Raw genomic sequence first — 25150 nt, 5'->3', positions numbered from 1 at the left:
CGATCCTGCCCCGCCAGGCCCGGTGGTCTCCACCCCACGCGCGAGGGAGCTACTCCGTCCCAGCCTCTACCTGGACCAGTTCTGGCTGCTGCGGCACGCCGCATCCCAGCGGCTGCTCGAGAACCTGCCCGACGTCGAAAGCGCACTCGCGCAGGCGGTCCGCAGTCGTTGACGACTCCCCCCACCGCCACGGCCACGATCGCGGCGCGCCACCAGCCTGGAGACGATCAACAGCTCTGCGGTCGGGAGCCGGTCGCGACGCTATCCAGCGGGCCGGGTTCCGGCTTCGCCGGGGCCGAGAGGTCGCGCCGTCGAACAGTTGACTGCTTGCATCCGGCCAGGGCTGGCCTGGGTCCGCCGGGGGTCTGGCCGTGGATCTGGGCGTGCCGTACCGTCCACGGCGTGGCGAGGACATTGCGGTTGGCGGTCGCGCAGAGCACGGTGCCGGAGGACCCCACTGAGCGAGGAGCGCTGCGGGCAGCCGGGGAGGAGATCCGGGCTCTGATGGTCGAGGCCGCCGGGGCAGGTGCGCGGCTGGTGCAGTTCCCCGAGGGGGCGATCGTCTACCCGAGCAAGCACGTGATGGCGGCCGGAGCGGCTGGCGAGCTGGTCCCGGCCGACTGGAGCCGTGCCGCGTGGGATGTCCTACTCAAGGAAGCGGAGTCGATCGCCACGCTGGCGGGGCAGCTCGGCCTGTGGACGGTGTTCGGGTCGATTCACCCGCTGACGCCGCCGCACCGGCCGCACAACAGCCTCTACATCGTCTCCGACCGCGGCCGGCTGGTCGCACGGTACGACAAGCGGTTCCTGTCGGACACCGAGGTCTCCTACCTGTACTCCCCCGGGCAGCAGCCGCTCGTCTTCGAGGTCGATGGCATCCGGTTCGGTTTTGCGCTGTGCATCGAGGCCAACTTCCCCGAGGTGTTCGCCGAGTACGAGCGCCTGGGCGTCGACTGCGTCCTGCTGTCGGTGATGGTCGACGACGCGCCCCGGGCCCGCGTCGCCCAGGCGTACGGAACGCTCTACAACTACTGGCTGGGCTACTCCGTCCCGGCGCAGTTCAGCGCGACGGTGCCGTCCGGGATCGTGGGGCCCGGCGGACGGTGGCTGGCACGCTGCCCCGCAGACGGACGTCCAGCCCTGGCCGTCGCAGACATCGACCTTGACTCGCAGGAGAAGGACATCAACGTCGCCCTTCGCTACGCCCGCCCGTGGCGCCGCTTAGCTCGCGCTGGGCTCTACGACGAGCGGATCCCAGTCGGCGACGCCCGCAGCGACACCCGCACGACCTTCTGAGACCAACCCCGCCACTGGCGGCCAACCCTGATATCCAACGCCTTTGCGCCGCTCCTTGGCAGAGAACCGCAGCCGGACGCAGGCAGGAAGCACTGGCGATGGCTGCGGAGGCAGCTGACCGCCAGCGAGGAAGCCCTGGGTGAGCAGGCCCCATGCAGCGTGCGCCTGCGCACGACGAAGGAACTGATCGCCGCATAGGCGGCGACCCGATGGATCAACGCGGCTACGGAAGGGGGCCGATGCGCCGCATCTCGGAGAATGGTGACGGTGCATCCGGTGGTCTTCCTGGGCACCCAGGCCATCTCCTTCCGCCCCGCCGCATCACAGCTTCCCAAGGCCGGTGAAGCCTCAGCACCGTGCTGGCCGCCGCACGCCTGCCGAGCAGCATGCCGCGCTCCTCCCCCCGCCCTTCGCGCCGCCCAGCCCGCAGGGCCGGCCGAAGAGGACGGGGGACATCCTCATGGTCAACCCCGTTCCGCAGAACGGGGCAGCTCTCCTCCACCGGCTGATCAAGAGGCTGCCTGAGCGGCACTTCACCCTAGTCACAGGCTGGTGGGACACCGCGGGAGACTTCCGTCCGTACCCGAACGTGACTTACGTGCCACGCACATACGACATGGCACCGTTTACCCCGTCCACAGGGTGCTGCTGGTGCCTTCCTTGGTGTAGGACGCCTTCCCCCTCGTCATCATCGAAACCGCCCTGCACGACCTGCCGGCCGTCGGCTCGGCGCGCGGTGGGATCCCTGAAGCAATCGGCGACGAAGTCCGCTGCACTGCCTGCCCGTCGAGGAAGAGCAGCCTGGATCGAGATGATCCAGGCTCTCGACTACGACCGTCCCCGCACGCTCGGTCGGCGGGCACAGCAGTGGCTGCATCCGCTCCTGCCGAGACCCGCCGCCGAAGGGCTACTGCCCGGTGGCCCGCCTACCCGCCGGCGGTGATCGATGCCCGAACCTGCGCCCGCTCATCGGTCCACCAGGCCAGCAGGCGTTCCCCGGTGATCCACAGCTCGTCCGGGCCGTGGTCGTGCTTGTCGTAGTGCCACTGCAGCTGCCAGAAGTCGCTCGCGCGCTTCCACCACAGCCGGGCCTCCGCGTCTTCCAGAGCCGCGTCGTCCAAAGGCACCATGCCGCGGTAACCGGCCACGAAGGCGCCCACGCGCTCCAGGTCGAGCCGGCCCTCGGGCAGGGTGAACCAAACCTGCGCCGTACGGACCACCTCCTCGGCGTAGGGCCTCACCCCGAGACGGTCCCAGTCCAGCACCGCCGCAACCTCGCCGCGGTCCCACAGGATGTTCAACGGCTGCAGGTCACCATGGGTCCAGCCCACCGGCCCCAGCGGCACCTCTGTCGCCGGGCGAGCGTCGGCGAACCGGGTGATCAGGTCCTTACGCCGGCGCAGAGCCTCACTGGTGAACTCGTCGAACGGCGTTCGGACCGACAGCGCGCTGATCGTGGCCAGGAACTGGTCGGCCTCGGCCACCGCCGCCTGCGGCGCCACCACCTTGGCCCGGGGCACCGCCCCAGGCTCCGGCAAGCCCGAGTCCGCCAGCGCCCGGTGCATCTCGCCGACCAGCGCACCCAGAACCCGAACCTCGGCGGCCGTCAGCTCAAGGGCCCTCCGATGCGTCCCTTCGATCCACGGCAGCAGGCAGTACGTGTGGGCACCGATCGATGCCAGGACCTCACCCGATTCCGTAGGGCGGGGCGCGCACACCGGCAGCCCCGCCTCCGCGAGGGGCGTCAGGGTCTCCAGGCTCCGGCGTGCCTTCACCGCTGGGACGTCCTGCAGCTGCTTCAGGGCAAACACCCCCGCATCGCTGGTCAGACGCCAGTTGCGGTTCATCATGCCAGCATCCAGGAACCTCAGCTCCTGCAGGCTCCCCAGACCAAAGGATAGGGCGAGTTGATCCAGATCCCCGGCGACGGTATCCGCCGCGGCAGTCTGCCGTGTCTCACCGTTCACCTGCACAGGCTATCGGCCTCAGCAGCCTGTTGGCGTAGAAGTCCGATACCAGGCACCGGCGTTCCCCCGGTTGGAGAAGGGAGCCCAGCCGGGCCCGGTGCGACCGTCCTGCCCGCCTGGGGTGGGAGCGCATGGCCTGCCTACTGCGCGCCCTGGCTACGAAGTCGCGGCCACCGAACGAATACGCTTCGGGGTCTTCCTACGCTCTCCACCCCATCGGGATCCCATGAGGCAGGAGCTCAGCAAACAAGCGACGTGGGCGCGGCTTCTCATTCCTCGTGCTCTCCATGATGGACATCATCTCCGGGACCAGAGGACCTGATCTCCGATGTCTGTCAAATTGGATCAAGCCCGGTCCGAATTTTCGATCTTTTCGGATGATGCACTGATTGTGCTTTGGTGACCTTCATAACACGCCCGGCTGTGTGGCCCGCCCTTCCCTCCTAGTAAGATCAGGCGTCGGCAGGATGCGCCGCCCGGCCGCCGCGCACCTCATGTGCGAGCTCCTGGCTACTAGCGCCCCCGTGCGGATATCGGGATCGAGGGGACATACAGCGGACACCCCAGTGACACTTCAAGGGAGCAACTATGCGTTGGCGTCGGGATCCTTCACGGCGCGCTCTCGTGAAGGAATGCGAGAGGCTGCTCGCCGATCTCCCTATCCCCGTTCCCTTTAGCGTCGAGGCTCTGGTGCGGAATATGGAACATGCGCTGAGCCGCCAGATTCGCCTGGTGCCAATGGATGATCCTGATGGGGGCTTGGGCACGGCATGTGGTCTTCGGGTCAAAGCACCAGAGTTCACAATTATTCTCTACCGCCGCCGCTCGAGTCGCTGCCAGACCGAGCACATTATCCTCCATGAGCTCGCGCATGAATGGCTGGACCACGGAACTAACCTGACGGCTGCCGAGATTGAACGATACGTACCTGAACACATCCGCGAGGAAGTTCTTCGGCGTTTCCCAACGACTCTGGTCCAAGGGCGCGTGAATTTCGATAGCCCCGAGGAAAAACGGGCCGAGCTTTCGGCATCGCTGATAAAGCGGTTGGCACGCCGTCAGCCGATCGGGGGAGACGACATGGTGAGCCTCCTTGAATCCTCACTTTCTCATCCCGTTGCTCCACCGCGGCGCCGAGTCTAACCGCGAGTGACCGGCGTTCACCAAGACGGAGTTTCCGGCTTTGTGATTTAGCCGTACGCAGTCCGCCTACCGTTCGCGGCTGTGGTCAGCCGGCCTTCCGGGTTGGTGAGTATCCAGCCAGCCCGTAGATATGTACTGGTTACGTGTTCGATTTCTTCAAATACCTGACTGCGGTAGTGATGACCGTCATCGCCGTATGGCGATTCCCGGCAGTTCGGTACGCCGATGCTCATCGCAGGGCCCTCTGGGGTGGCTACGCGGGATTCGCCATAGCCCTATGGCTCTACACGCCAGCAGCGATGCGTGCGGTGGATCGAATCCCCGTAGTCGACCTGAGTGCCCTGCTCCGACACTTCGCCAGCACTGCCGCCATCATCGCAGCCTTGACTTACGTGGCAACCAGCTATGGGAAGAGCTCGGAGAGCGTCGTGCCCCGGCATGTCGCGGTCTCGCGCTGGATCGCTCGCGCATCCTATAAAACAGGTGCAATAGGCGTGATCCTGCTCACGATCCTATTCTTCACCGTGCTGGACCGCACCACACCGAGTCACAGTTTTCTAATTGATCATGCTGGGGAATGGGGTGCTGCGGTCTACATGACCGTTTTCTACTTCTTCCCATTCATCACGACTGCGGTTTGCGGCTACCAATGGACTAGAGCGGCGCGACAGGCTGAGAACACCAGCATGCGCGTTGGGCTGGGCTTGATGGGGGTCTCGATGTGGATGGGCCTGGTTCACACAGTGGCCCGTGTCGCCATCCTCTGGGGAGCGGTGATTTTCCCCCTAAGTTCCTCCACAGTGGAGCTTCTTGTAGACGCCACAGCAGTATGGATGAACCTGCTATTCCTGATCGTCGCGGTAGGCGCGAGCATTCCCACTACCCGCGCGGCCGCTGCCCGCTGGAAGACGTGGTGCACCCTATACAGGATCTATCCGCTCTGGTTTGACCTGGTGGAAGCCTTTCCGGGGACGAGCCTGTACCCGCCTGGATCGCGCATAGCAGAACTAATCCACATGCGCGTCCCCAGCGACGTTCGCCTGGACCGCTGGACTCAGGACATTGCCGATGCCTGCGAAAAGCTGCGATATTACGCCCCGAAAGAATTGTTGTTCACCGCAGAGGACATGACTGCCTCACACGCCGACCCCGAGCCGGCTGCGGAGGCGTACTGGTTCAAGGCTGCGCTCCAAGCTGCTGATACCGCACAAGTCAGTCGGTACGCTGTCGGCCCCCTGAAAGCGAAGCCGTTTGTTGATACCGACAGTGAAGCGGCCTGGCTAACGCGAGTGAGTACGGTCTACTCGCACATAACCACGACTCAGGCCCGGACGCTTCTCGAGCAGTCCGCAGGGGCAATAACTCGTGATTGACATGAATGCCGAGTTCTCGGTTCAGAATGCCTTGCCCTCACGGCTCTATGCGGCATAGCGATCTTGAATGGCGGAGCCGGTTAGTGACATTAAGCACTGACTGCTGTGTGAACACGGCTGGTACCGTGGGTTCCGCGGACTGATAGGTCTTGCTCCGCCCCGCAAGTGCACCCTGGCCTGCGACGCACAGATGCTGCCGTCGCCACACGTAGCCGGGTCCGCGACGCTGTCCGGTCTGGAAGGCGTCCAAAGTCTCAGCAATGGAGTTCCCGCATGTCCAACCGCACCGGCCTCATCCTCGATTTCGGAGGCGTGCTCACCACTCCCCTGCTGCCGGTGGTGCTCGCCTTCGAGCAGCGTGAAGGGCTTCCCCAGGGTGCGTGCATCTCCGCGCTGTACCAGGACGAAGAGGGCGTCCGGATCACCAGCGATCTCGAGCGCGGAGCGGTGAGCCAGACCGAGTGGAACGAGATCGCGGGCAAGAAGCTGGGCGTCTCTTCCGACAACCTGATGGGCCGGATCTTCGGTGGCCTACGCCCTGAGCCGCTGCTGATCAACGCAGCCGCCACGGCAAGGCGAGCCGGGATCAAGGTGGGCATCCTGTCCAACTCCGTGGGGCTCGCTCCTTGGGACCTGTACGACGGCTATGAGCTCGAGAAGCTGTACGACGCCGTAGTGATCTCCGAGCACTACCAGATGCGTAAGCCTGACGCGGGGCTCTTCGAAGCCGCGCTCAAGCTCATGGACCTGCCCGCCGAGCAGTGCGTCTTTGTCGACGACACCAAGGCGTACGTTCAGGCGGCAGAACAGCTGGGCTTCGCAGGGGTGCACAACACGGACCCCCAGCAGACGGTTGCCGATCTCTCGAACCTGCTCGGCGTGGACCTCACCGCAGCTCCGTAGCGAGTCTCCGCGAGTGCAGCCAGCCCGCTGCACTCGGGCGCTGCCGGCGGCCGACAGATCCGCCAGTGTCGTCAGCTCGCGGCCATGGGCAGCAAGCTCGCCCTAGAACTTCGGTCTCCGACCGCCCCGACGAGCGCATGCGGCAGCAGTACACGCCGAACAGGCGAAAACGAGCACGCGCCCGTCACGGGCGGTGGCATACCCGCTTTCACGAACAACAACGGGATTACGACGTTGCCCCGACATATCGGGGCGACCTCGTAGTCCCGTTTTTTCTGTCGGCACCAGCCCGGCTATTGGAATAGCTCCGGGACCCTGCCTGGTCTGCGCGCAGCCGGCCCTCGACACCAGGCGCCGAGCCCGCGGAGCGAAGATGCCGCGGAGCCCGGCCTTCAGGAAGCGCCTGTGGGCGCCGACTCTCTGACCTGCTGCACACGAGCCCAGCAAACCTGCTGGCAGGCGGCGTTACTCCCCGCCCACGTCCGGCAGCTTGTGCTTGAGCTCTCCAACAACCTCGTTGATCTTGGCCATCATTTCCGCAGACAGGCCCGTTTGATTACCGCGGGCGGCCAAGCCGAGGATCTGCCCTCGGTGAATCGAGCCGAGAAATTGGATCGCTTCCAGGAAATCGCGGGCCGCAGGGTTGACCTCGGCGTCGTCCTGGAAGAGAGCGGCGTCGACCTGGAGGGCATGGGCTAGCCCGGCGCGCACTACGTCGGAAGCGACGGTTGTGGCACCCGTACGGAGCGCGACGATATCGTCAACTGTGACGGTAGCCACGCCCGCATGCTCGTTGACGGCCCGTGCGATTTCCTCGTCAGACGGGGGTTCCTGGCCCACATACCCGTGCTGCAGGAGGTAGTTGATCTTTTCCTCGATCGTGCGGGGTGCGGACGTCTGCTCGTCATCCGAGGACGTACCGCGAAGCCCGAACGAGCGGTCCTGCGCTGCCCGCAGCTCGTCCTCGGTTACCCCGTAGGCCTTCGCAAGTGGCGGCACGTAGGCATCACTGAGCCTGCGCCGGCCGGATTCGGCGTTGCTCAGTGGCACGCGGCTCGCGTTGATGATCTCGGCGGCCTGCGCCTTGCTGAGGCCAGCGTCGCAGCGTAGGAGCTGCAAATCCGGTGGGCCGTCGTGGGGGAAAAGGACATCGAGTGGCTGGTCGAGCGCTGCGGCAATCCCGGGGAGCTTCTCGCCCTTGGGGAACTCCTGGCCATTCTCCCACCGCGCAACGGCCGGGCCGCTGACGCCCACCAGCTCGCCCAGCTGCTTCTGGCTGAGATCCCTGCCCCGTCGGACAGCGCGTACGCGACTGCCGTCGAACTGACGTGGGGGCACATGAACTCCTGCGGTGGCGGTCAAGACAGTCGGGCGACGTCTAGACCACTGTAATCCAGGCTTGATACATCCACGCAACTAACGTACGTTCCTGTATCGCACCTGGTGGTCGGGGCGCCTCGTCTCTCTATGGTGCCAGCTCTTCTGTCGAGGCACGCCCCTTCGGGCATCGCCCGAAGCCCGAAGTGGCCGAAATCCTGCCACCTCCGAAGTGCCCTGGATGCAGCTGGACCCGGCCGACTTCCCCAAGGGAGACCCAATGAGTTTGCGTCGTCATCACCACTTGCGCAACGCACGCCCAGATTCGGTATCCAGTTGTTGCCGGCGGTGGGGCCACAGGTCCGCTTCTGTCCTCGCGACTGCGAGGCGGCGGCTTGTCTCCTGAGGTATCGACGCTGGTCAGGGCCGTGTCGTGACCTGTGAGGAGTTCTAGAGCAATGTCTAGGTCTTCCGGCAGGTTCTGCGTATGTTCGTCGTCGCCAGCGGGTCACCAGGCCCGCCGGAGGACGTGAAGGGGGCTAGATGTACAGGGGACGGACCTTACGGGCTGGGTGAGCCCGGAAACAGCGACGGCGCCCGAGAGCGCGAACTCTCAGACGCCGGACGCTTCTGGCAGCACGACCGCCCCGGCAAGGGCGTGACAGCTACCCATCACCACCGCACCGGCCCTTCTCACGGGGCACACCGGTGCGATGTTCACAACAGAGGAGAGTGTCGCATGGCGACCGCCCTGCGCAAAAGACCGGAGCATACGGCCGACCTCGCAACCCGCCAGCAGGGGGGTGCCGCCTGATGGCTCGAATCCGAACGATCAAGCCCGAGATGTTCCTGTCGGAGGACCTCGCTTCGTGCGACGTCACCGCGATGGTGACCTTCGCCGGCCTGCTCACCCAGGCCGATGACAGCGGACGATTCCTTGCCCACCCGGCGATCATCGCCGGATTCGTGTGGCCGCTGCGTATCGAGCACACCCCGGCCCATGTGGCCAGGGACCTTGACCAGCTGGCCGCCGCCGGCATCATCTGCCGCTACACCGGGTGCGACGGCAAGAACTACCTGCACTTCGTGAAGTGGGAGAAGCACCAGAAGATCGACCGGCCGTCGGCGTCGCGCATGCCACGGTGCCCCGTGCACCAGGCTCAGCACAAGTGCAGCGAGTGCGGCAGCGCAGCCTGCCCCGCCTCCTCCTCGCCCGCCAAGACGTCGGCGCCGACCACGGCAGCCGGGCTGGCCGGTACCGCCTCTCACGATTCGACGAACACTCGTCGAGCCCTCGATCATGCGGTTTCGCCCGATTCTGCGCCTGCGGCCGAGCCGGACCCCGCACCGGTCGGCTTCGGTGCAGCTCCGGGATCCGCTCCGAAGGCCCTCCAGGAACCACTTTCCGAGCCGCCTGGAGAAACCGCAGGTCAGGAGGCATTCGACGAGGGCTCGACACAAATACGCAAGGGCTCGTCGTCTGGATCTAGGATCTTGGATCCTGGATCAGTACCTACGGGGCGCGAGGCGCCTGCGCCCGGCAGCCTCTCGGACAAGGTCTCCGCGAAGGACCTGGTGGCCGAATACGCCAAGGGCTGCAACCGGCGCCCTCCAAGCGACACGCTCGGGCTGCTGGGCCGCAAGATCAAGGCCCTCCTCGACGAGGACTTCACGCCCAGGGACATCCGCGCCGCCATGGACCTGCTGCGGGACAAGGGCCTGCATCCGAGCGTCCTGCCCAGCCTGGTGAACCAGGTCGTCAATGCCTCACCGCAGCACGCAGGCTCTCCGCCGTCCTCCGCCTCCGGCGCGGGGCCATGGGCCAGCGCCGGATCCACCTACACGCCCTACCAAAACCCGGCGCCCGCGCCCACCACGTTCGGAGGAAGCCTGTGACCCGCGCCCGTCTCGCCGACCCGCAGCTCGCCGTCTCCGACCGTCTGCGTGCCCGCCTGGAAGCCCGTCTCACCGAACGCGGCATCGACCCGGCGGCCCCGGTCCTGGCGGATACTCCGGAGCCGATCCCGGCCCTGGAGGCTGCGCAGCGGCGCATACCGTTCGACTACCGGGACGCGTTCGCCGATCATCCGGCGGCCATGGCCTGGGTGCGGACCATCGCCGAGGCGGCGACCGCGCCGCACACCGATGACCACAACCCGCACTGGGGCAGCGGCGGGCGCCGAGTGATCGCCCGCGGGCCTTCGCTGCTGCTGTGGGGCAACACCGGGGTGGGCAAGACCCGTCAGGCGTACGGCGCGATCCGCTCGCTCACCGCCGCCGGGTGCGCGGTCCGCTGGCATGCCGTCAAGGCCGTCGACCTCTTCGGGCAGATGCGCCAGCGCAGCGGCGTGGACGTCGAATGGCTGCTGCGCGATATCGCCCGGGTGCCGCTGCTGCTCCTGGACGACCTTGGCGCCGGCAAGTCCAGCGAGTGGAACGAGGAGATCACCTTCCGGCTGCTGGCCTGGCGCGGCGAGAACCACCTCCCGACGCTGGTCACCACCAACCTGGCGCCGGTCCGCACCGAGCGCACGGACCCGCGCCAGCCGGTGCTGCGCGACAAGGTCGGAGACCGGATCCTCTCCCGGCTGTCCGGGATGTGCACCCCGGTCGAATTCGACGGCCCGGACCGCCGCTTCCAGCGCGCCTGACCGGCCTCCTCGCCAACTCCCTTCCGGGCACGGCCCCGCCGCCGTGCTCCCTGCCCCGCCTCGCCGCCGAGCCGCACCCACACCGCTTCACCGCCGGTGTGGCGCGCTGCCCGCCCGCCGGCCCATGAGGCGTACTCGGAGACCACCCCATGCGCTACATCACCACCAACACCCCTCCCCCGGATCTGCGGGGGATCGCCGACCACAGCTGGCACGCCCGCGCCGCCTGCAACACCGTCGACCCCGAGACCGCGGACGAGCTGTTCTTCCATGACCCCAGCGACGCCCACGCCGTCGCGGAGGCGAAGGAGACCTGCGGCTGGTGCCCGGTCCGCCGCGAGTGCTTCAACTACGCCCTCGACAACGAGGTCAAGGAGGGCATCTGGGGCGGACTCACCGAGGAAGAGCGACTGATCTGGCACAAGCAGATCGAGAACCGGCTGGACTACAGCCGGGTGAAGGCGGCACTCGACGGCCGGGACGTCCAGCTGAGCAGGCTGGAACGCAGGACGCTGGCCCGGTACGCGGCAGCCAAGGGCTGGAGCCCGAGCCGACTCGCCCACACCCTCCAGGTCGGCACCGAGTGGGCCCGCGACCTCCTCCGGGTCGAGGCGCGCGCCATCGAAAACCGCGACAACCACAACCTCGTCTCGGACCCCAACCCGGTGGAGACCGCCCGCCAGGCCAGGACCGACGGGCAGCAGCCGCCCCGCGCCGGCCAGGTCCACGACGGCGACGGTCCCGAGCGCGACCGCCCGACGCCCCGGAAGGGCAAGAAGCGCCCGCCTCCAGTGGCTCGCCTCGTACAGACCCAGGCCCTGCTCGACGAACTCCGAGAGGCAGCATGACCGCCACACGCCCCGCAGCCGGGTCCCCGAAGAGCACCGAAACCGCCGAGCGGTTCACCCTCGCCGCCGCCGGCGCCGTCATCGCCGCCCTCACCGCCGCCGCCTTCTGGCTCTCCTACGCACACCTCGCCGAGGTCGCCGGACAACACGGCCTGGCCAAGTCCCCAGAACGCCAGTGGGCCTGGCCCGGCACCTTGGACGCCTTCATCGTCGTCGGTGAACTGCTGATGTTGCGGGCCGGGCTGCGAAGGGTCACCGACTGGTGGGCCGTGGCCCTCACCGCCATCGGATCGGTCGGCTCGATCGTGCTCAACGTCGCCGGTGTCAGCGGGACCGGCTCCGATCCGGTCCCCCTGCTGGACTACGTAGTGGCCGCCGTCCCGCCCACCGCCGCCCTGCTCGCCTTCGGAGTGCTCATGCGGCAGATCCACCAGCACGTCGCCGCACCCGTCCCCACGCCTGCCAACGAGGCTCCGCTTCCCACGGAGGGCACCTCCGGCGGCAGGGTGACCGGCCGGTCGACTCCCGGGGACGGACCCTCCGCGTACTCGCGGGGCGGCGACGGGACCGCGGTCCCCGCTGGCGGGGACCAGCTCGTGGGGGACCGTCCACCCGGGGCCCGGACGAGCGCGGTCCCCGGGAAGAGCCACGGTCCCCGACCGGTCCCCGACCCGGCGGTCCCCACAGGGGCCGATACGAAGAAGGCAATGGGGACCGTCCCCGACCTGGGGGCAGGGGACCGCCACAGCGGGGACCGACCCGATGGGGACCGGGTGGCCACGGTCCCGAAGCCGGACCCCGGTCCCCACATGGCCCGCTTCGCGGCCGGGGACCGCCCCGAGGGGACCGACGGGCGGCAGCACGGGGACCGCCCCGGGACCGTCCCCCACGAGGGGACCGGCCACGGTCCCCGCACGGTCCCCAACGCGGTCCCCAGGTCCAAGGCCGCCAATGGGGACCGACCCGGCCACGCGCCCCCAACGGCGCGGAACAGCGGCATCAGCGGGGACCGTCCCCGCCACGACCGCACCACCACGGGCCCGGGGACCGGGGACCGTCCGGGGACGGTCCCCGGGACCGAGACGGAGGGACCGCGTCCCCACCCGGTCCCGGACGGGGACCAGGACAACGCCGGGGACCGTGATGGGGACCGGGGCAGCGCAGACGCCGAGGACGCGCCGGCCGACCGGCGCCGGGGACCGGTCCCCAACTCGAAGCGGCGTGGGGACCGCGTACCGGAACGGCCCCGTACCGGCAGGGGACCGGGATCGCGTCCCCGCCTCACCGAGGACGAGATCGTCGACCTGCTGCGTCCCCACGTCCGGACCGCGCTCGAACGGGACGGCAACGAGGCGGTCACCCGCGTGCAGCTGCGGGCGATCATGCGCGACCAACAGGTCCCCATCCGCAACGACCGGCTCACCCCGGTACTCGCCCGCCTGCGCGACGGCAACACCAAGACGAGGAGCCACCGATGAAGACCTGCCCCCGCTTCAGCCGTATCCGCGCCGACTTCGAGCAGGAGATCCACATTCTCGGTAACCACGCCGCCCGCCACCAGGGCACGGCTCCAGCGAAGGTGAGCGCCCGGACCGCGCTGGGCACCAAGCAGCGGATGGCCAGGGCCCTCTCACGGCACTACGACCATTGCCTCGAATGCGGATGAACTCCGCAAAACCACAGGCCAATCGCCTGCGGAGCCACGCTTCTCTCCAGGCGGCCCGGCCCGACGCCGGGCCGCCGCCCACCCCGGAAAAGGAACCCATCTTGTCTGCAGCGACCCCTCCCAAGCCCTTCTCCCAGAGCCTGATCACCCACTTCATGCATTCGTTCCTCGAGTTCAACTTCCTCCACTCGGCTGTTGAGGGCCCTGACGGACAGTGGTTCGTCCAGATCTCACCCACCGAGCGCATCCATCACCTGACCGACAGCGAGGACGCCTTCGAGTTCATCGGCGACATCCTCGCGATCGTGGACGAAGTCAACGGGCCTTCCCTGTGACGAACCCGCCCATTCCCCATGACCCCGAGAGCAGTTCGCAGGACTTCAACCCGACCTCGCGGCGAGCAAGTTATCGGCCAAGACACTCTTCCCCGTTGGGGAAGGTGTCTTGGCCCAAGCCCGCCCCGGGGGTGGCGGGTACGGACCAGCACCGGGGGACGCAGGTCCGGGAAGCGGCAACCGAGACCGGACCGCAGCCGGAGAAACCCACAGCACCACGCTCTCGCAGCAATGTCGTGAGCCGATCACGCAAGCGCACGCCCAAATCTCGTAACCACAAGCGAATTCACGTCTGCAGTGTCCGCATGAACCACGACGAGAAGACGCTCCTCAGCTCCGCGGCCGAGGCTGCCTGTACGACTCTGCCCGCCTTCCTCGCCCGCAGCGGCCTTGCCGCCGCACAGGACCTCGACAACACCTCCGCGGCCATAGCCAGCCAGCGTGATCTCGTTGCCGAGCTATTCGCCGCCCGCCGCCATCTCGGCAACGTCGGCAACAACCTCAACCAGGTCACCCGCGCCATCAACTCCGGCGGCCACCCCGAGGAACTCGACACGGTCATCACCGCGGTCCAACGCGCCATTGCCCGCATCCAGGAGATCGCAGACCGGATCCTCGACCAGAACTAGGAAGCAACACCCCCCCCATGATCCCCAGGATCCACAAACGCGGGACACGGACCCTCGGCCTGCTGTACTACCTCTACGGCCCAGGGACCCACGAAGAGCACACAGACCCTCACCTCGTGGCCTCCTGGGACAACAACGCCCCAGATCCCGGCCGTGACCCGCTGGCCACCCACAAACAGCTGCAGCGCCTGCTGGACCAACCCCTGCACAACATCGACGAGGCAGACCGCCCGGCCAAACACGTATGGCACCTGTCCGTACGCAACGCCCCCGAGGACCCCATCCTGACCGACAAGCAGTGGGGCGACATCGCCCGGCGCATGGTCGCCGCCGCGGGCATCGACGACCCCGACACGGAGGCGGGATGCCGTTGGGCGGCGGTACGCCACGCCGACGACCACATCCACATCATCGCGACCCTGGTGCGTGAAGACGGCTACAAACCCGACCTCAACCACGACGCTGCCCGCGTCCAGGCCACAGCCCGCCTCCTCGAAGCCGAACTCCAACTCCGCCGCCTGAACGCCGGTGACGGGACCGCAGCCCAGCGCCCGACCAGCGCCGAACGACACAAGGCCGACCGACAGCAGCGCCAGCGCACGCCCCGCGAAGAGCTGCGGGAGACCGTACGGCGCGCGGTGGCCGGCGCGCAGGGCGAACAGGAGTTCCTCGACCGTCTGGCCTCCGCCGGCCTCCTCGTCCGCCCGAAGATCGCACCCTCCGGTGACCTGCTGGGTTACTCGGTGGCGCTGCCCGACGACCGCAACAAGAACGGCGAACCGGTCTACTACTCGGGCACCAAGCTCGCACCCGACCTTTCCCTGCCCCGCATCCGCGAGCGCTGGGCGGCCGACGCAGCGCCGGGACAGGACTGCGACAGCGCCACGCCTGACGCTCCGCTGCGCTCGGTTCCAGGGCCCGCTTCCGCACGGCGGGCCGCGACCACCGCCGCGTGGCAGGCGGTCCTGGTGATCGACGGCGGTGACGACGAGGTCATCGCCGCGCACATCGCGGCGGCTGGCGAGGTCCTCGACGCGCTCGCCAAGACCTCCGCCGCCCACACCCGCAAGCAACTGGGCGAGGCGGCCTTCGCGTTCGAGCGGGCCTCGCGCTCGCACCTCCGGGCCGCACGAGGGCACGACCGCGCCCTGCGCCAGGCCGCCCGCGACCTCGTCCACGGCGGACCGGCGCTCGGACGCGGGGAGGACGGGGCGAGCACCGCGATGCTGATCGACATGGCGTTCTTCCTCGTCACCGCCGCCGCGGCCTGGCACGGAAAGAAGGAACACGCCCAGCAGGCCGCCGCTGCCCTCCAAGCCGCCGAACACCTGCGCGCCGCCTACCAGGCCGCAGCCGGACACCCCATGGCCGTACTCCACCAGCGGGGCCGCCTTCTGCCCCCAGCACTCCACCGCCGCCATGCCGCCGCCATGCGCGAAGCGGTGCCGGAGCTCGCGGAGCGGGTCCTGGCGGAGGCGGGCTGGCCCGCGCTAGCCTCCACCCTCGCCGACGCCGAAGCAGCCGGCCACGATCCGGCCGAACTGCTCGTGCAGGCTGCCGGGCGAAGGGAGTTGGACACCGCGAGTTCCGTCAGCGACGTCCTGGTCTGGCGGCTGCGCCGTCTGGCCGGACTGCCCGCCGACGCCTCCGCGATGCCTCTCCACAGCAGCGCCACGGACCAGCCGTCGCGTTCGCACACGAACGGCCCCGCCGGCACCCGCCGGGACGGCCGCAACCGGACCCGGTGATATTGAGAGATTTGATAGTTGAAGCAGGCCACGGGCATGGTGCACGATCTGTCGTGCCCGGTAGGACCAAGGCGAGGGGGGACCTCATGTTCGGCCACAGACGTGAACGGCGAGAACGGCTCGAAGCCCAGCAGCGGTGGGAAACGTGGAGTGCGACGCACGTCGAACCGCCACTGGGGCCGGACCACCAGGAGCCGGCGGCCATGCCGGTCGTGGACGACTTCCTGCCGCCCGATCTGCGCATGCCGACGCGCGAGGAACTGGCCGGGATCCTGATGCCCCACGACACTCCGCTCGTCCTCGACGGAGAGGTCCGCGCCTGCAGCGAGTGCGGTGCCTACAGGAAGTGGATCGTCGCCAGCACCAACGACGGGGTGTGGCTACGCTGCCCGGCCGGCCACGAGCAGGTCGAGCCCCGGCTCGACGCGGCCTGGTTCAACCGCACCAGCGGACCCATCACCGAACAGCACGCCACCTACGAGGAATGCCTGCGCTTCCTCGGCCACTGACCCAACCCCTGCCACCCGAAACGCCGGAGGAGAGCCCCACGGGGGTCCGGCTGTCAGACCCGCTCGACCACACCAGGGGTTCACATGCGCATGCGCACCATCACCATCGGCTTGACCGTCTTCGCCTCCCTCGCCATATCCGGGTGCTCCGGCAGCACCCCCGCCCCGGCGGGCGCCTCCTCACCCCTCGGGGAGCAGTCGGGGCAGTCCAAGTCCGGCGCCGCGAAGGCCAGCACTCCTCTGTCCTCTGCCGTACTCGCGGAGCGGCTGCTGGCCGAGGCCGATCTCGGCCAGGACTACACCCGCAAGCCCGGGAGCGCCGCCCGTCACGACGACGTGACGGTGATCGGCTGTCCCGCGCTGGAACAGCTGGGCGGTGACGCCGCCACTGGCGGGAGCCTGGACTTCCCGAACAAGGCGAAGGTCACCTTCGTCTACAGCGGCAGCACCGGCTCCGAAGTCGCCGAGGAGCTCTACAGCGACGCCGCGCCGAAGCTGGCTGACGGCACGAGGCAGATCTTCGACGCGATGACCGGCTGTCCTGTGTACCAAGTGGTGATCGGCAGCAGGCCCGTCAAGATCACCACCCAGAAGCTGGCCGCCCCCGCCCTGGGCGACCAGGCGTGGAGCCAGCTGCTCACCTTCACCGCCGGCGGGCAGGACAGCATCGTCAAGCAGACCGCCGTCCGCACCGGGGCCGTCCTGCTGACCGTCTCCGGATCGCCGGCCCTGGTCGACTCTCACGTGGAGAAGGCCCTCGCCAAGGCCCTCTCCGCAAGCTGACCGCACCACGTGCCCGGCCCCGCCGTCCTCCAGGAGCGGCGGGGCCTCCTGCTTGCTGCGGGCCGCCAGGTCGGCATCTGCGGCAGCGAGTGCCCGCGCCGAGGCAGGCGGTACAGGAAACTCGGACCCGGCCGCGCAGGTTCACAGCTCCGGCAGCGCCGCAGTGTCCCTGAGGGTGATGTGGAGGGCGTGCAGCGGCTGGGTGCGCGTGGGGCGGATGACCTCGAAGGTCTGTGCACCCCGGTGCAGCCGGAAGAGAAGCTGGCTGAAGTCGTACCAGCCGAGGTTGATCCACATGGTGCCGGGCTGCTCGAAGCTCTGCCCACGCTGGAGCGGATCTCCCTGCACCCACACGGTTTCGGTGACCGTCGCCAAGTCCTCGGTGTAGCGAAGGGCGGCGCCGGCAGCGCGGCGCAGCGGGCTGTCCGCCTTCCACCGCCGAGCCAGCAGGGCGACGGCTTCTGGGCGGGTGGGCTGGGCGTCAGGCAGTTCCACCCGGTGGATGCCGATCGCGCCTGTGTTGACCATCTCCACCAACCGGGCTCGCACCGGGAGGGGAATCCAGCGGTCCAGCCCTTCGAACTGCTCGATCATCTCGTCGCGGGGAGCCCGCCCCGCGCCGGGGTCGGGCTTGATGGCTGCCAGACGCGCCTGGGCGTCGGAGAGGGCATCGCCGCGCTTCCACAGCAGCACCGGCTCTGCCCCCGCCGGCAGGTCGCTGTTCTGGTTGAACTGGAACTGGACTCCGCGCTTGTTGCCCCTGAGCGCCCGCTTCATCCCGGACATGGGGTCCCGCCCGGACATCATGGCGCCAACGATTTCTGACGCGAACTCCTTGTCGGTGCGGTGCACCACCGCCACGTCCAGGTCTCCCGGGTCGAGCGCCCCCCGCGCGTAGGAGCCGAAGACGTACACCTCGTCCACGAGGTCCAGCGGGCGCTCGCCGGTATCAAGCCGGTCGAGCATGTCCCGGAGCAGCCCTGTGGCCCTCTCGCGTTGCATCCTGAAGCTCCCGTCCCCGTGCCCGGTCCCCTGCTCGACTGTACGGGTACGGGCGGGACGTACGAGATCCCTCAGGCGGGTGAACGGCCGCCACATCCGTATCGCCGGAGCCTGCGCGGTGCCGGGGACGCCGTGGCCAGCGAGACTTCGTGGAGGGGCATCCGCGGGTAGCGCGACAGGCCCGGCTCCCATCTCCTGGTGGAGTGGGAACCGGGCCTGTCGGGCTGACGGCGCTTCCTGAACGTGGCCACCCGGTACTCCCGGTGGCCACCGAGTGGCTCCGTGGATCTCACAGGCGCCGAAGGTCTCGTTACGGGTCACGCCGCATGGCGGGCGACGTGTTCGCGCTGTCGGCGACGACGGGACGCTGAATGCAGAGGATCCTGTCGCGGTGGGCGCGGGCGTCGGTGACGCGGTCCTCACCGGGGAGGTAGACGACGAGGTCGATGTGGCTGTTATAGCGGTGTCGGGAGACGGCGACGACATGGTGGTCTTCGTCGCAGCCGGAGAGCGTGTACCGGTCTCCGGGTTCCAGCAGCCATGCACGGTCGTCGAAGGTGCCGTGCACGTCCGCGTCCCATGCCGTCGCGCGGGCACGCAGAGCGGGAAGGGTGTACATCTGGCGGAAGGTCTCTTCTTCCGCCCACAGGCGCAGGCAGGTGGGGCACTCGTGGGCCTCGGGGTTGGGGCGGTCGAGCCGCCCTTCGCCGCAGTATGTCTGGCCGGTGGTGCTGTTGCGGCGGTGGCCGAAGGCGAGGCTTCCGGCGTCGCGAGGGGTCCACAGCACGCTGTCGTCGCTGTGGCAGGGCTCGGCCGCGGGCATGGTGAGTTCTCCCGCTCGTCGGCCCAGAGCGTCCAGGGTCTGGGTGAGGTGGGCGCAGTTGGCACAGGCCCGTTTGCCGCTGGCGGTGCGGGCGTCGAGGGTCTTGCCGCAATAGCCGAGAAGGTGGCCGGGTATCGGCCGGTGGTCAGCTGCGCTCCTTCCCGCACCGGCTGCGGGCCGGGTATCGAGCTCGCCGGGGTGGGGCGGGGTCGTCAGTACCAGGAGAGCACGCGTACAGCTTTGGCAGGTCTGGTGGGCGGTGTGCTCGCCGATCGGTGCCAGGTCGGACGAGTGCGTGGCGCAGGCCGTCAGCGGTTCGGTGCCGCGGAGCAGGACGCCGTAGTGGGCGACGCCGTTGGTGCGGCCGATGGAGAGTCGAATCAACGTGTTGGACAAAGAGCCTCCTGATGGCGAGGGGTGCGGGCACGCCGAGGGGGCTGCCGTCGGCCTGGAGAGTGCCGGACAGCAGCCCACACCGGGATGGGGCGGCGGGTTGGTCAGCCGGGGAGGCTGAAGGTGAGGCGGCCGGCAGCGAGCTCGGGCAGGGTGCGGCGCTGGACCGGGGCCGGCGAGGCGACGGAGGAGGCGAAGGCGGCGACCAGTTCGTGCGGGACACTGGCGCTGAAGGTCGCGGCCCACAAGTAGGGGGAACCGAGGACCGGCTCCGCCCACGCCTGCCAGCCCGTCAGGTCCGGTCGCGGATCGCCGTCCTGGATGCCTTCGGGAAGAGGACCACAGGTGAATCCAGCCGACAGACCCGGATCCCAGGCGGTGGTCTCGGGGTGGTCGTAGTCGCGAGGCCAGCCCCTGTCGGACAGCGCCGACAGGACGGTCTCGCGCTCTCCGTAGCTGATGGCGGGATCGGTCCGGGCTTCCACGGCGAGGAGAAAATCGGCTACGGCCTCGTGCGGGGTGCCGGTGGTGAAGTAGGCGTTCCACTCGGCCAGGGCGTTGTCGCGGTGGGCACGGGCGGAGACTTGCCAGGCGACGGGCAGCCCGCCGAGCAGGAAGGCGTTGTCGGTGCGGATCCACTCGGCGCCGCACAGCCCGCTCGGGCTCAGGAGGAGCAGCGTACTGCGGGCGGTCGTCCAGCTCGCCCAGCCGGACTCGGCGAGCGCGTCGGAGATCCGGTCGGCGAAGACTCCGTCGTCACCGGCAAGGTGGCGGGGAGTGACCCAGTAGAACGGACCGTGGTCGGGGGCGGACGGGTAGCGGGAAGAACGGGAGTTCAGGGGCGCCTCCAGGGCAGTACGGAACGGATCACTGGTCGCCGGTGGCGCTGCGCCGCCGGCGGGGCGGGGCCTCGACGGACTCGTGCCAAGTCAGGGCCACGGCCACGGCCTGAGGCAGAGGGCCGAGCTGCTCGCCACGTTCGGCGAGGTAGACGACGGACCGGCCCTGCGTGTCCACGGTGCCGACGACGCCGGCCACCGTGTGTTCCATGGGGAAAAGCGGGTTAATCGCCAGCCGGAGTGGAGCGTCGCGGTCGAAGGTGGAGAGTCGGTCGATGATCTCGCCGACGGTGAGCTCCGGGTCCAAAGTATTCTCCTTCATCGTCATCAGGTCGGGCAGGGCGTTCGTGCCGCAGCAGCGTACGGGGCCAGGGTCAGGGCGAGCGCACAAGCCGGGAGGTGGAAATGACCTCGGCCACGACCGCGGCGACGAACTGGGCGGGGGTCTCGGTGTCGAAGCTGATGCGGTACCCGGGGACGGCGGCCGTACCGGTGACGGCGAGCACCCACCCTTCACCGTCGGCGCCGGGACGTCCGGTCGGAAACCAGCCGAGGTAGAAACGTCCGTCACGGGAGTTGATGTGAACGTCGGCCCGGTCGTCCACGACGAGCTTGAAGTCCTCGTCGGTGAACTGGTCGATCACCATCGTCGGTTGCCCCGGGCCGAGCCGCCAGGTATGCAACCGCAGGGCCTCGATCGTCGTGGCGAATCCGGGTTTCGCTATGTCCACGGTCAAGGGCAGACACCTCTCTGACCTGGGGTTTCTTGGGAAGGTGTCTACGTTGACATCCGTTGCCGCATTGCACCAGCCCTTTGGGGATCTTTCCTGTCTGCCCCGGGCGAACTGGTGTCCGCTGTCATCCAACCGAGGCGTTTGACAGCAATCCCAGTCGCTACGGCTTCCATGCCAGCGAACCTAATGGGACGCGCTGGGGGTACTGGGTGGCCGTGCCGGCGTGATTGCCGAGCGCCTTGGCGATTACAAGGTGTCGGTGTCGTCCTTGTAGTCGATGACGGCAGCCAGCTCCTCGTACTGGTACCACGTCGAATCCGACGTGAGCTCTCGCACCCGTTTGACGAAGGCCGTCCATGCCGGGTGAGACTGGAGGTGAGTGGCTTGCGTCCAGAAGGTGACCGCGAGGTCGGTCATCCCTGACGCCTCTCGGCATTGCGGGTTCTCGGCCCATGCGGTCAGGATGCTGGCCAGCTGCTCGGGCGGGATCAGGTGTGCGCACGGGATCACCGTCATCGTGGTGAGGCGCTCGGCGGTGCGCCATCCGCCAGCCGCGGCCAGGATGGGCGCCAAGGAGTCGGTGAAGTAAGCGGAGGGTTGCCGCTCGATAACGCCGGCCTGCTGGCCCGGGGACAGCTCTGCGAACTTGCTGCCCAAGGCAGGGATGCGGTCTCGAACGGCGTCAACCCCGGCCAGGGTAAGCAGGGGATCCACCGCGACCGCCCCAGAGGCGCTGGTGACGAGGGCTGGCCTGCGCTCGACGTAGGTGCCGATCTGTTGGCACACCGTCTCATCCAGAGCCTCCACGAACACGTCGAACGTGCCCAGGCGTCTGATCGTCTTGAGCTGCTTCTGGATGGGCAGCCCGTTGAACGTGCTCATCGCCTTGGTCACGGCCTCCCTCACGGCGTCTCGGTCGTGCTGGGCGAAGGCGATCAGGCACAGCGCGTGCCGGTCGGCAGCCACGCTCGCGGTGATGCCTGTGTCCTCAGGCACCTCCAGTTCGAGCATGGCGTGCTTGGCCGCGATGCCCAGGATCTGCTTCCAAGCGCTGGACTTCACGCGCTTGGCGAACATCTGCACCAGGTAGTCGGCGTGGCCGACGAAGGAGGGGTCGCTCACGTGAGCCGTGTACCGGGCGAATGCCTTGCGGCCCTGGGTGGGCGGGTGCACCAGCAGGGCGTCCAGTGCGGCCACTAGGTGAGCCCGTGCGTACTCGCCGCTCGGGGTGAACACGTCCCCGAGCGGGCGCAGGGAAGGGTGCGCGCACAGGTGACGGTCCTGCTGCAGGCGTTCCAGCTGCCGGTGCTCGACGAAGTCGATGAGTTCCAGGTCGAGCGCGTTCTGCAGGAGTTTGCCCTCGACCTGCTGCATCGTCTTGACCGCTTCGGCGTCGGCGGTGCTGCGGGCCGACTCGATCCTCTTGACGACCTCGGCGGCCGTACCGTCGCCGTCCTCGGCGAGCTGGTAGAGCTTGTGGATGATGTCGGCGCAGACAGCGGTCCAGGTGGCCACGATGGCGGCCCGGGGGGTGCCAGTGCTGTGGCAGCGGTAAGCGTCCGCGACCAGTGGTCGGACCTCCTGGTGCCAGACTCGGGTGATGCGCTCTTCGAGGTTCAGCACCAGGTGCTCGCTGTTCCGTTGGGGCCCGCGCGGTGCGGGCTGGCCCGGCGGCCGGCCGGGTGCGGAGTTCTCGTCCCCCTGTATATAGGGTGCAACCACCCGGGGCAGTGGGTTTCTCGATAGTGCCCGACTACAGCGGCACCGCAAGCTGGCTGGAGTTCTGCCCGGGGTTATCGCCTCACCTGCCCCGCCCACGACCTGCCCCGATCCCACGATCACTGGGTTGGCGTTAGCCGTTGTGCCCGAAGGCCGGAAGCCGACCCGCCTCACCTGATCGTTCGACAATCAATCCAGTCGCCGCAGGTCAACGCGAGCAGAGCGACTAACTTCACTGTCAAAGGACAACTGGTGTCCGGCGACAGCAAACCCGGACCGATTGCCATCGAAGTTGGACCAGTCTGATCCGGCGACCAGCCACTGCTCCGGAGCGAAGTAGCAGCCGGTCCGGTCAAGTGATCGTGTACGGCCTGGGGTACCCCATCTGCTCATACCGCACGGTTTCGGCATCGAGCTGGGCTACGGCTGTGGTGCGGCCGCGTGCTTCCAACAGCATGACCGCAGTGCAGGTTGCAATGGCGTGGACGCGATCCAGTGGCGCCAGGCCCTCCACTGCTCCGGTGAGCCCCGTCTCCTTCGTGGCGACCCGGCGTACGGCCGTCGTCATCGCCAGCTCGGTCTCCAGCGGTGCCAGAGCCGCCACCGCATCAAGCTCCCGCACCGACATGGACGGCTCCCCCAGCGCGCCGAAGAGTGCGTCGTGATCAAGAATCAGCCACGTCAGGACGCGCTCCAGCTGGCTGGTGTCCAAGCCCGCGAGGCATGTGGCGACCTGAACACGGTCCTGGACCAGGTAGGCCCGCGTCAAATCGGCCGCCCGCCATATCGCGTCGATCAGCCACGGGTCGTCGAGTTCCGTCATGCCTCTCCTTTTAGCGGACTGGCGGAAGTGGATGCGGGCTTCCCCCCTGATTCACCGTTACGGGTGCCAGGGCAAGGGTGTTGGAAGTTGAACCGCTGGCCGGGCAGCATCCTCGTCCTGCTCCTGCGCCTCCGGGCAGGGCGCGCCGGCGGCGCGCTCTCCATCACGGTTGGAGCGTGATACTCCGGGGCAGTCGGCCTGGTGTCCTGACATCCGGCGGGCGGATCGGCGCTACGTTTACGCCTTCGTGTGCAGCCGCAGCGAGCGCCTGCGCGTGGGTGCCCCGCTTGATGGTCGCAACAGAGCACTGGCCGCATTCGCCGGTTGAGGCGTGCTGCGGCGCTGTTTGGATGAGTTGTCGCGCATGGGAAAAGGCGTCGCGAGGGTCGTCCGCGCGGATTGTGTACCAGGTGCCGGCATGCTCGGTAGGTGGCAGCCCGGCCGCGATCTGGGGGCGCATCGGGAGATGCAACAGCCTGTCGTGGTGTCGGATCAGGAAGATCCGATCGAGATGGTCGCAGGCGTCGGCCGCAGGCTGGTTGGTCTCCAGCCATGCCAGGGCCTGACTTTGCTCGCCGGGCCCCCACAGGAGGTCGCACGGGTAGGTGGTGTTTTCCACGAGGGAGTCGAACTCGAAGAGCGTGGGATCCTCCGCTTCACCTGGGGAGAAGACCGCTTGCACCAGTACGTACTCCCACTCGTCGCTCTTCTCGGCTGTGAGCAGGTTCTCGGCTTGGCAGATCGTGATCCTGCCGCCTTCCGCGTTCCATCCGATGGCGACGGTGCTGCGGTCGACGGGGGCGGGGTACAGCCGACCTCCGGGTGTCTGGTGTCCCCACAGCTGATTGATGATCTCGGCGAGGCTGGCGAGCGTGTGGGCCGCGTCGACGGGAGTGGTGAGGTGGTAGCCGTTGGGGTGAGCGACCATGTTTCGCAATGCCTTGATTGCCTTCTCCCGGCCCCTGTTGCGCTGTCCTCGCAGCAGCCCTTCCCGCCGTGCCCAGGTGTATAGGTCGTGGAGCATGCCCTTGAATGGGGTCCACGTCCGGGTTGGCCCCATCTGGATCTTGCGGCCCCTGAGCTTCCTGTACTGCTCGTGGAAATTCGCGTAGCCGATGGCAGAGATTTGGTGCTCGTTCCCGTCGCTGTCCTGGATGACGACGGCACCGTTGTGGATGTCGATGAACCTGTCCCGCAGCGCCTGCTCGATCACCAGCAGGGCTGCGTCGCTGACCATCGTGAACAGGTCGTAGCACAACAGTCCATAGGCATGCACCCGGCGGAGCTGTTCGAAGCGCTGGCGGGTTCCCTCTGCGACATCGGCGGCCAGGGTGTATTGGGCGACGACGTGTTGCTGGAAGTCCAGGGCGACCTCAGGGGTCATGGCCCCGCCCAGGCCGTACGGCGTGAAGTGGAGCGTGCGCTCGTCCGCTGCACGCAGCTCCTCCAGTGACAGAGCTTCCATCTGATCCTCCTTGAATCAAAAGAACCTTGAATGCTACGGCTGTCCGTACGTACGCCGCAGGGCTTTTTGGTTTCCTTCGGAAGCGCGTAGAAGAAGGCCGCCCAGCCTGGTGGACAGACGTCGCCGGATCTCCTTTTAGGACGTTGACCACGGAATGGATGCTGCGGTCCTCTGGACAAGGCAA

The 25150-nt window shown here is 68.0% G+C and carries 23 protein-coding genes and 1 pseudogene; 14 read left to right on the top strand and 10 right to left on the bottom strand.

Annotated elements, in window-relative coordinates; translation table 11 throughout:
* Nucleotides 1-402: 402 nt before the first annotated feature.
* Nucleotides 403-1296: a carbon-nitrogen hydrolase family protein gene (locus tag OG509_RS32625; RefSeq protein WP_406186208.1), complete on the top strand. Its 894-nt coding sequence runs from the start codon at nucleotides 403-405 to the stop codon at nucleotides 1294-1296.
* Between the two features lie 926 nt (nucleotides 1297-2222).
* On the opposite strand, the gene OG509_RS32620 is transcribed toward OG509_RS32625, so the two are convergent.
* Complete coding sequence (locus OG509_RS32620) at nucleotides 2223-3263, bottom strand: phosphotransferase (protein ID WP_406186207.1); 1041 nt, start codon at nucleotides 3261-3263, stop codon at nucleotides 2223-2225.
* A gap of 624 nt (nucleotides 3264-3887) precedes the next feature.
* On the opposite strand from OG509_RS32620, the gene OG509_RS32615 reads away from it, so the two are divergent.
* From OG509_RS32615 to OG509_RS32605, 3 genes are all read left to right on the top strand, one after another.
* A complete protein-coding gene (locus OG509_RS32615; protein ID WP_374777073.1) occupies nucleotides 3888-4406 on the top strand; it encodes a hypothetical protein in 519 nt (172 codons plus the stop codon).
* A gap of 143 nt (nucleotides 4407-4549) precedes the next feature.
* Nucleotides 4550-5779 carry an MAB_1171c family putative transporter gene (locus tag OG509_RS32610; protein ID WP_406186206.1) on the top strand — a complete coding sequence of 410 codons (1230 nt, stop codon included), beginning with the start codon at nucleotides 4550-4552 and terminating at the stop codon, nucleotides 5777-5779.
* A gap of 273 nt (nucleotides 5780-6052) precedes the next feature.
* Entirely contained in the window at nucleotides 6053-6682 is a 630-nt protein-coding gene (locus OG509_RS32605) for an HAD-IA family hydrolase (RefSeq protein WP_406186205.1), read from the top strand.
* Nucleotides 6683-7147: 465 nt separating this feature from the next.
* On the opposite strand, the gene OG509_RS32600 is transcribed toward OG509_RS32605, so the two are convergent.
* Entirely contained in the window at nucleotides 7148-8044 is an 897-nt protein-coding gene (locus OG509_RS32600; RefSeq protein ID WP_406186204.1) for a helix-turn-helix domain-containing protein, read from the bottom strand.
* A gap of 768 nt (nucleotides 8045-8812) precedes the next feature.
* Here OG509_RS32600 and OG509_RS32595 point away from each other — a divergent pair.
* From OG509_RS32595 to OG509_RS32550, 10 genes and pseudogenes are all read left to right on the top strand, one after another.
* Complete coding sequence (locus OG509_RS32595; protein ID WP_406186203.1) at nucleotides 8813-9895, top strand: hypothetical protein; 1083 nt, start codon at nucleotides 8813-8815, stop codon at nucleotides 9893-9895.
* Nucleotides 9892-10650, top strand: coding sequence for an ATP-binding protein (locus OG509_RS32590; RefSeq protein ID WP_406186202.1), 759 nt, complete (start codon nucleotides 9892-9894; stop codon nucleotides 10648-10650). Before OG509_RS32595 ends, OG509_RS32590 begins: the two co-directional genes overlap by 4 nt.
* Nucleotides 10651-10799: 149 nt before the next feature.
* Nucleotides 10800-11498: a WhiB family transcriptional regulator gene (locus tag OG509_RS32585; RefSeq protein WP_406186201.1), complete on the top strand. Its 699-nt coding sequence runs from the start codon at nucleotides 10800-10802 to the stop codon at nucleotides 11496-11498.
* A pseudogene (locus OG509_RS32580) lies at nucleotides 11495-11947 on the top strand (DUF2637 domain-containing protein); the annotation flags it as partial. The gene OG509_RS32585 and the pseudogene OG509_RS32580, both read left to right, overlap by 4 nt.
* 1025 nt (nucleotides 11948-12972) lie before the next feature.
* Nucleotides 12973-13164: a hypothetical protein gene (locus OG509_RS32575; RefSeq protein ID WP_406186200.1), complete on the top strand. Its 192-nt coding sequence runs from the start codon at nucleotides 12973-12975 to the stop codon at nucleotides 13162-13164.
* Nucleotides 13165-13265: 101 nt separating this feature from the next.
* The gene (locus OG509_RS32570; RefSeq protein ID WP_406186199.1) at nucleotides 13266-13499 is read left to right on the top strand and encodes a hypothetical protein; all 234 of its coding nucleotides are present in this window, start codon (nucleotides 13266-13268) and stop codon (nucleotides 13497-13499) included.
* Complete coding sequence (locus OG509_RS32565; protein ID WP_406186198.1) at nucleotides 13496-14128, top strand: plasmid mobilization protein; 633 nt, start codon at nucleotides 13496-13498, stop codon at nucleotides 14126-14128. Before OG509_RS32570 ends, OG509_RS32565 begins: the two co-directional genes overlap by 4 nt.
* 17 nt (nucleotides 14129-14145) lie before the next feature.
* Nucleotides 14146-15876 carry a relaxase/mobilization nuclease domain-containing protein gene (locus OG509_RS32560; protein ID WP_406186197.1) on the top strand — a complete coding sequence of 577 codons (1731 nt, stop codon included), beginning with the start codon at nucleotides 14146-14148 and terminating at the stop codon, nucleotides 15874-15876.
* A gap of 86 nt (nucleotides 15877-15962) precedes the next feature.
* Nucleotides 15963-16385 (top strand): hypothetical protein, encoded by a 423-nt coding sequence (locus tag OG509_RS32555; protein WP_406186196.1) that lies wholly within the window; start codon nucleotides 15963-15965, stop codon nucleotides 16383-16385.
* An 84-nt stretch (nucleotides 16386-16469) separates the two neighbouring features.
* Nucleotides 16470-17168, top strand: a complete 699-nt coding sequence (locus OG509_RS32550; RefSeq protein WP_406186195.1) for a hypothetical protein — start codon at nucleotides 16470-16472, stop codon at nucleotides 17166-17168.
* A gap of 141 nt (nucleotides 17169-17309) precedes the next feature.
* Here OG509_RS32550 and OG509_RS32545 read toward each other — a convergent pair whose 3' ends face one another.
* From OG509_RS32545 to OG509_RS32510, 8 genes are all read right to left on the bottom strand, one after another.
* Nucleotides 17310-18170 (bottom strand): nucleotidyltransferase domain-containing protein, encoded by an 861-nt coding sequence (locus OG509_RS32545; RefSeq protein WP_406186194.1) that lies wholly within the window; start codon nucleotides 18168-18170, stop codon nucleotides 17310-17312.
* 310 nt (nucleotides 18171-18480) lie between these two features.
* Complete coding sequence (locus tag OG509_RS32540; RefSeq protein ID WP_406186193.1) at nucleotides 18481-19389, bottom strand: hypothetical protein; 909 nt, start codon at nucleotides 19387-19389, stop codon at nucleotides 18481-18483.
* A 101-nt stretch (nucleotides 19390-19490) separates the two neighbouring features.
* A complete protein-coding gene (locus tag OG509_RS32535; protein WP_406187745.1) occupies nucleotides 19491-20237 on the bottom strand; it encodes a DUF317 domain-containing protein in 747 nt (248 codons plus the stop codon).
* Between the two features lie 16 nt (nucleotides 20238-20253).
* Complete coding sequence (locus tag OG509_RS32530; RefSeq protein ID WP_406186192.1) at nucleotides 20254-20553, bottom strand: hypothetical protein; 300 nt, start codon at nucleotides 20551-20553, stop codon at nucleotides 20254-20256.
* A gap of 46 nt (nucleotides 20554-20599) precedes the next feature.
* On the bottom strand, nucleotides 20600-20962 hold the full coding sequence (locus OG509_RS32525; RefSeq protein WP_406186191.1) for a DUF317 domain-containing protein: 363 nt from the start codon (nucleotides 20960-20962) through the stop codon (nucleotides 20600-20602).
* 243 nt (nucleotides 20963-21205) lie between these two features.
* On the bottom strand, nucleotides 21206-22582 hold the full coding sequence (locus OG509_RS32520) for a hypothetical protein (RefSeq protein WP_406186190.1): 1377 nt from the start codon (nucleotides 22580-22582) through the stop codon (nucleotides 21206-21208).
* A gap of 448 nt (nucleotides 22583-23030) precedes the next feature.
* Entirely contained in the window at nucleotides 23031-23501 is a 471-nt protein-coding gene (locus OG509_RS32515; RefSeq protein ID WP_406186189.1) for a hypothetical protein, read from the bottom strand.
* A 163-nt stretch (nucleotides 23502-23664) separates the two neighbouring features.
* Nucleotides 23665-24966 (bottom strand): hypothetical protein, encoded by a 1302-nt coding sequence (locus OG509_RS32510; protein WP_406186188.1) that lies wholly within the window; start codon nucleotides 24964-24966, stop codon nucleotides 23665-23667.
* Nucleotides 24967-25150 lie beyond the last annotated feature (184 nt).

This window comes from Streptomyces sp. NBC_01006 (assembly GCF_045162725.1).
GTDB lineage: Bacteria > Actinomycetota > Actinomycetes > Streptomycetales > Streptomycetaceae > Streptomyces.
The sequence above is the reverse complement of the archived record's forward strand: the minus strand, read 5'-3'. Positions and strand labels throughout refer to the sequence as shown.

Coding starts and splice junctions, on each gene's coding strand:
- OG509_RS32605 (WP_406186205.1), top strand. CDS start 6,053: ATGTCCAACCGCACCGGCCTCATCCTCGATTTCGGAGGCGTGCTCACC.
- OG509_RS32595 (WP_406186203.1), top strand. CDS start 8,813: ATGGCTCGAATCCGAACGATCAAGCCCGAGATGTTCCTGTCGGAGGAC.
- OG509_RS32585 (WP_406186201.1), top strand. CDS start 10,800: ATGCGCTACATCACCACCAACACCCCTCCCCCGGATCTGCGGGGGATC.
- OG509_RS32575 (WP_406186200.1), top strand. CDS start 12,973: ATGAAGACCTGCCCCCGCTTCAGCCGTATCCGCGCCGACTTCGAGCAG.
- OG509_RS32560 (WP_406186197.1), top strand. CDS start 14,146: ATGATCCCCAGGATCCACAAACGCGGGACACGGACCCTCGGCCTGCTG.
- OG509_RS32555 (WP_406186196.1), top strand. CDS start 15,963: ATGTTCGGCCACAGACGTGAACGGCGAGAACGGCTCGAAGCCCAGCAG.
- OG509_RS32550 (WP_406186195.1), top strand. CDS start 16,470: ATGCGCATGCGCACCATCACCATCGGCTTGACCGTCTTCGCCTCCCTC.
- OG509_RS32545 (WP_406186194.1), bottom strand. CDS start 18,170: ATGCAACGCGAGAGGGCCACAGGGCTGCTCCGGGACATGCTCGACCGG.
- OG509_RS32530 (WP_406186192.1), bottom strand. CDS start 20,553: ATGACGATGAAGGAGAATACTTTGGACCCGGAGCTCACCGTCGGCGAG.
- OG509_RS32515 (WP_406186189.1), bottom strand. CDS start 23,501: ATGACGGAACTCGACGACCCGTGGCTGATCGACGCGATATGGCGGGCG.
- OG509_RS32510 (WP_406186188.1), bottom strand. CDS start 24,966: ATGGAAGCTCTGTCACTGGAGGAGCTGCGTGCAGCGGACGAGCGCACG.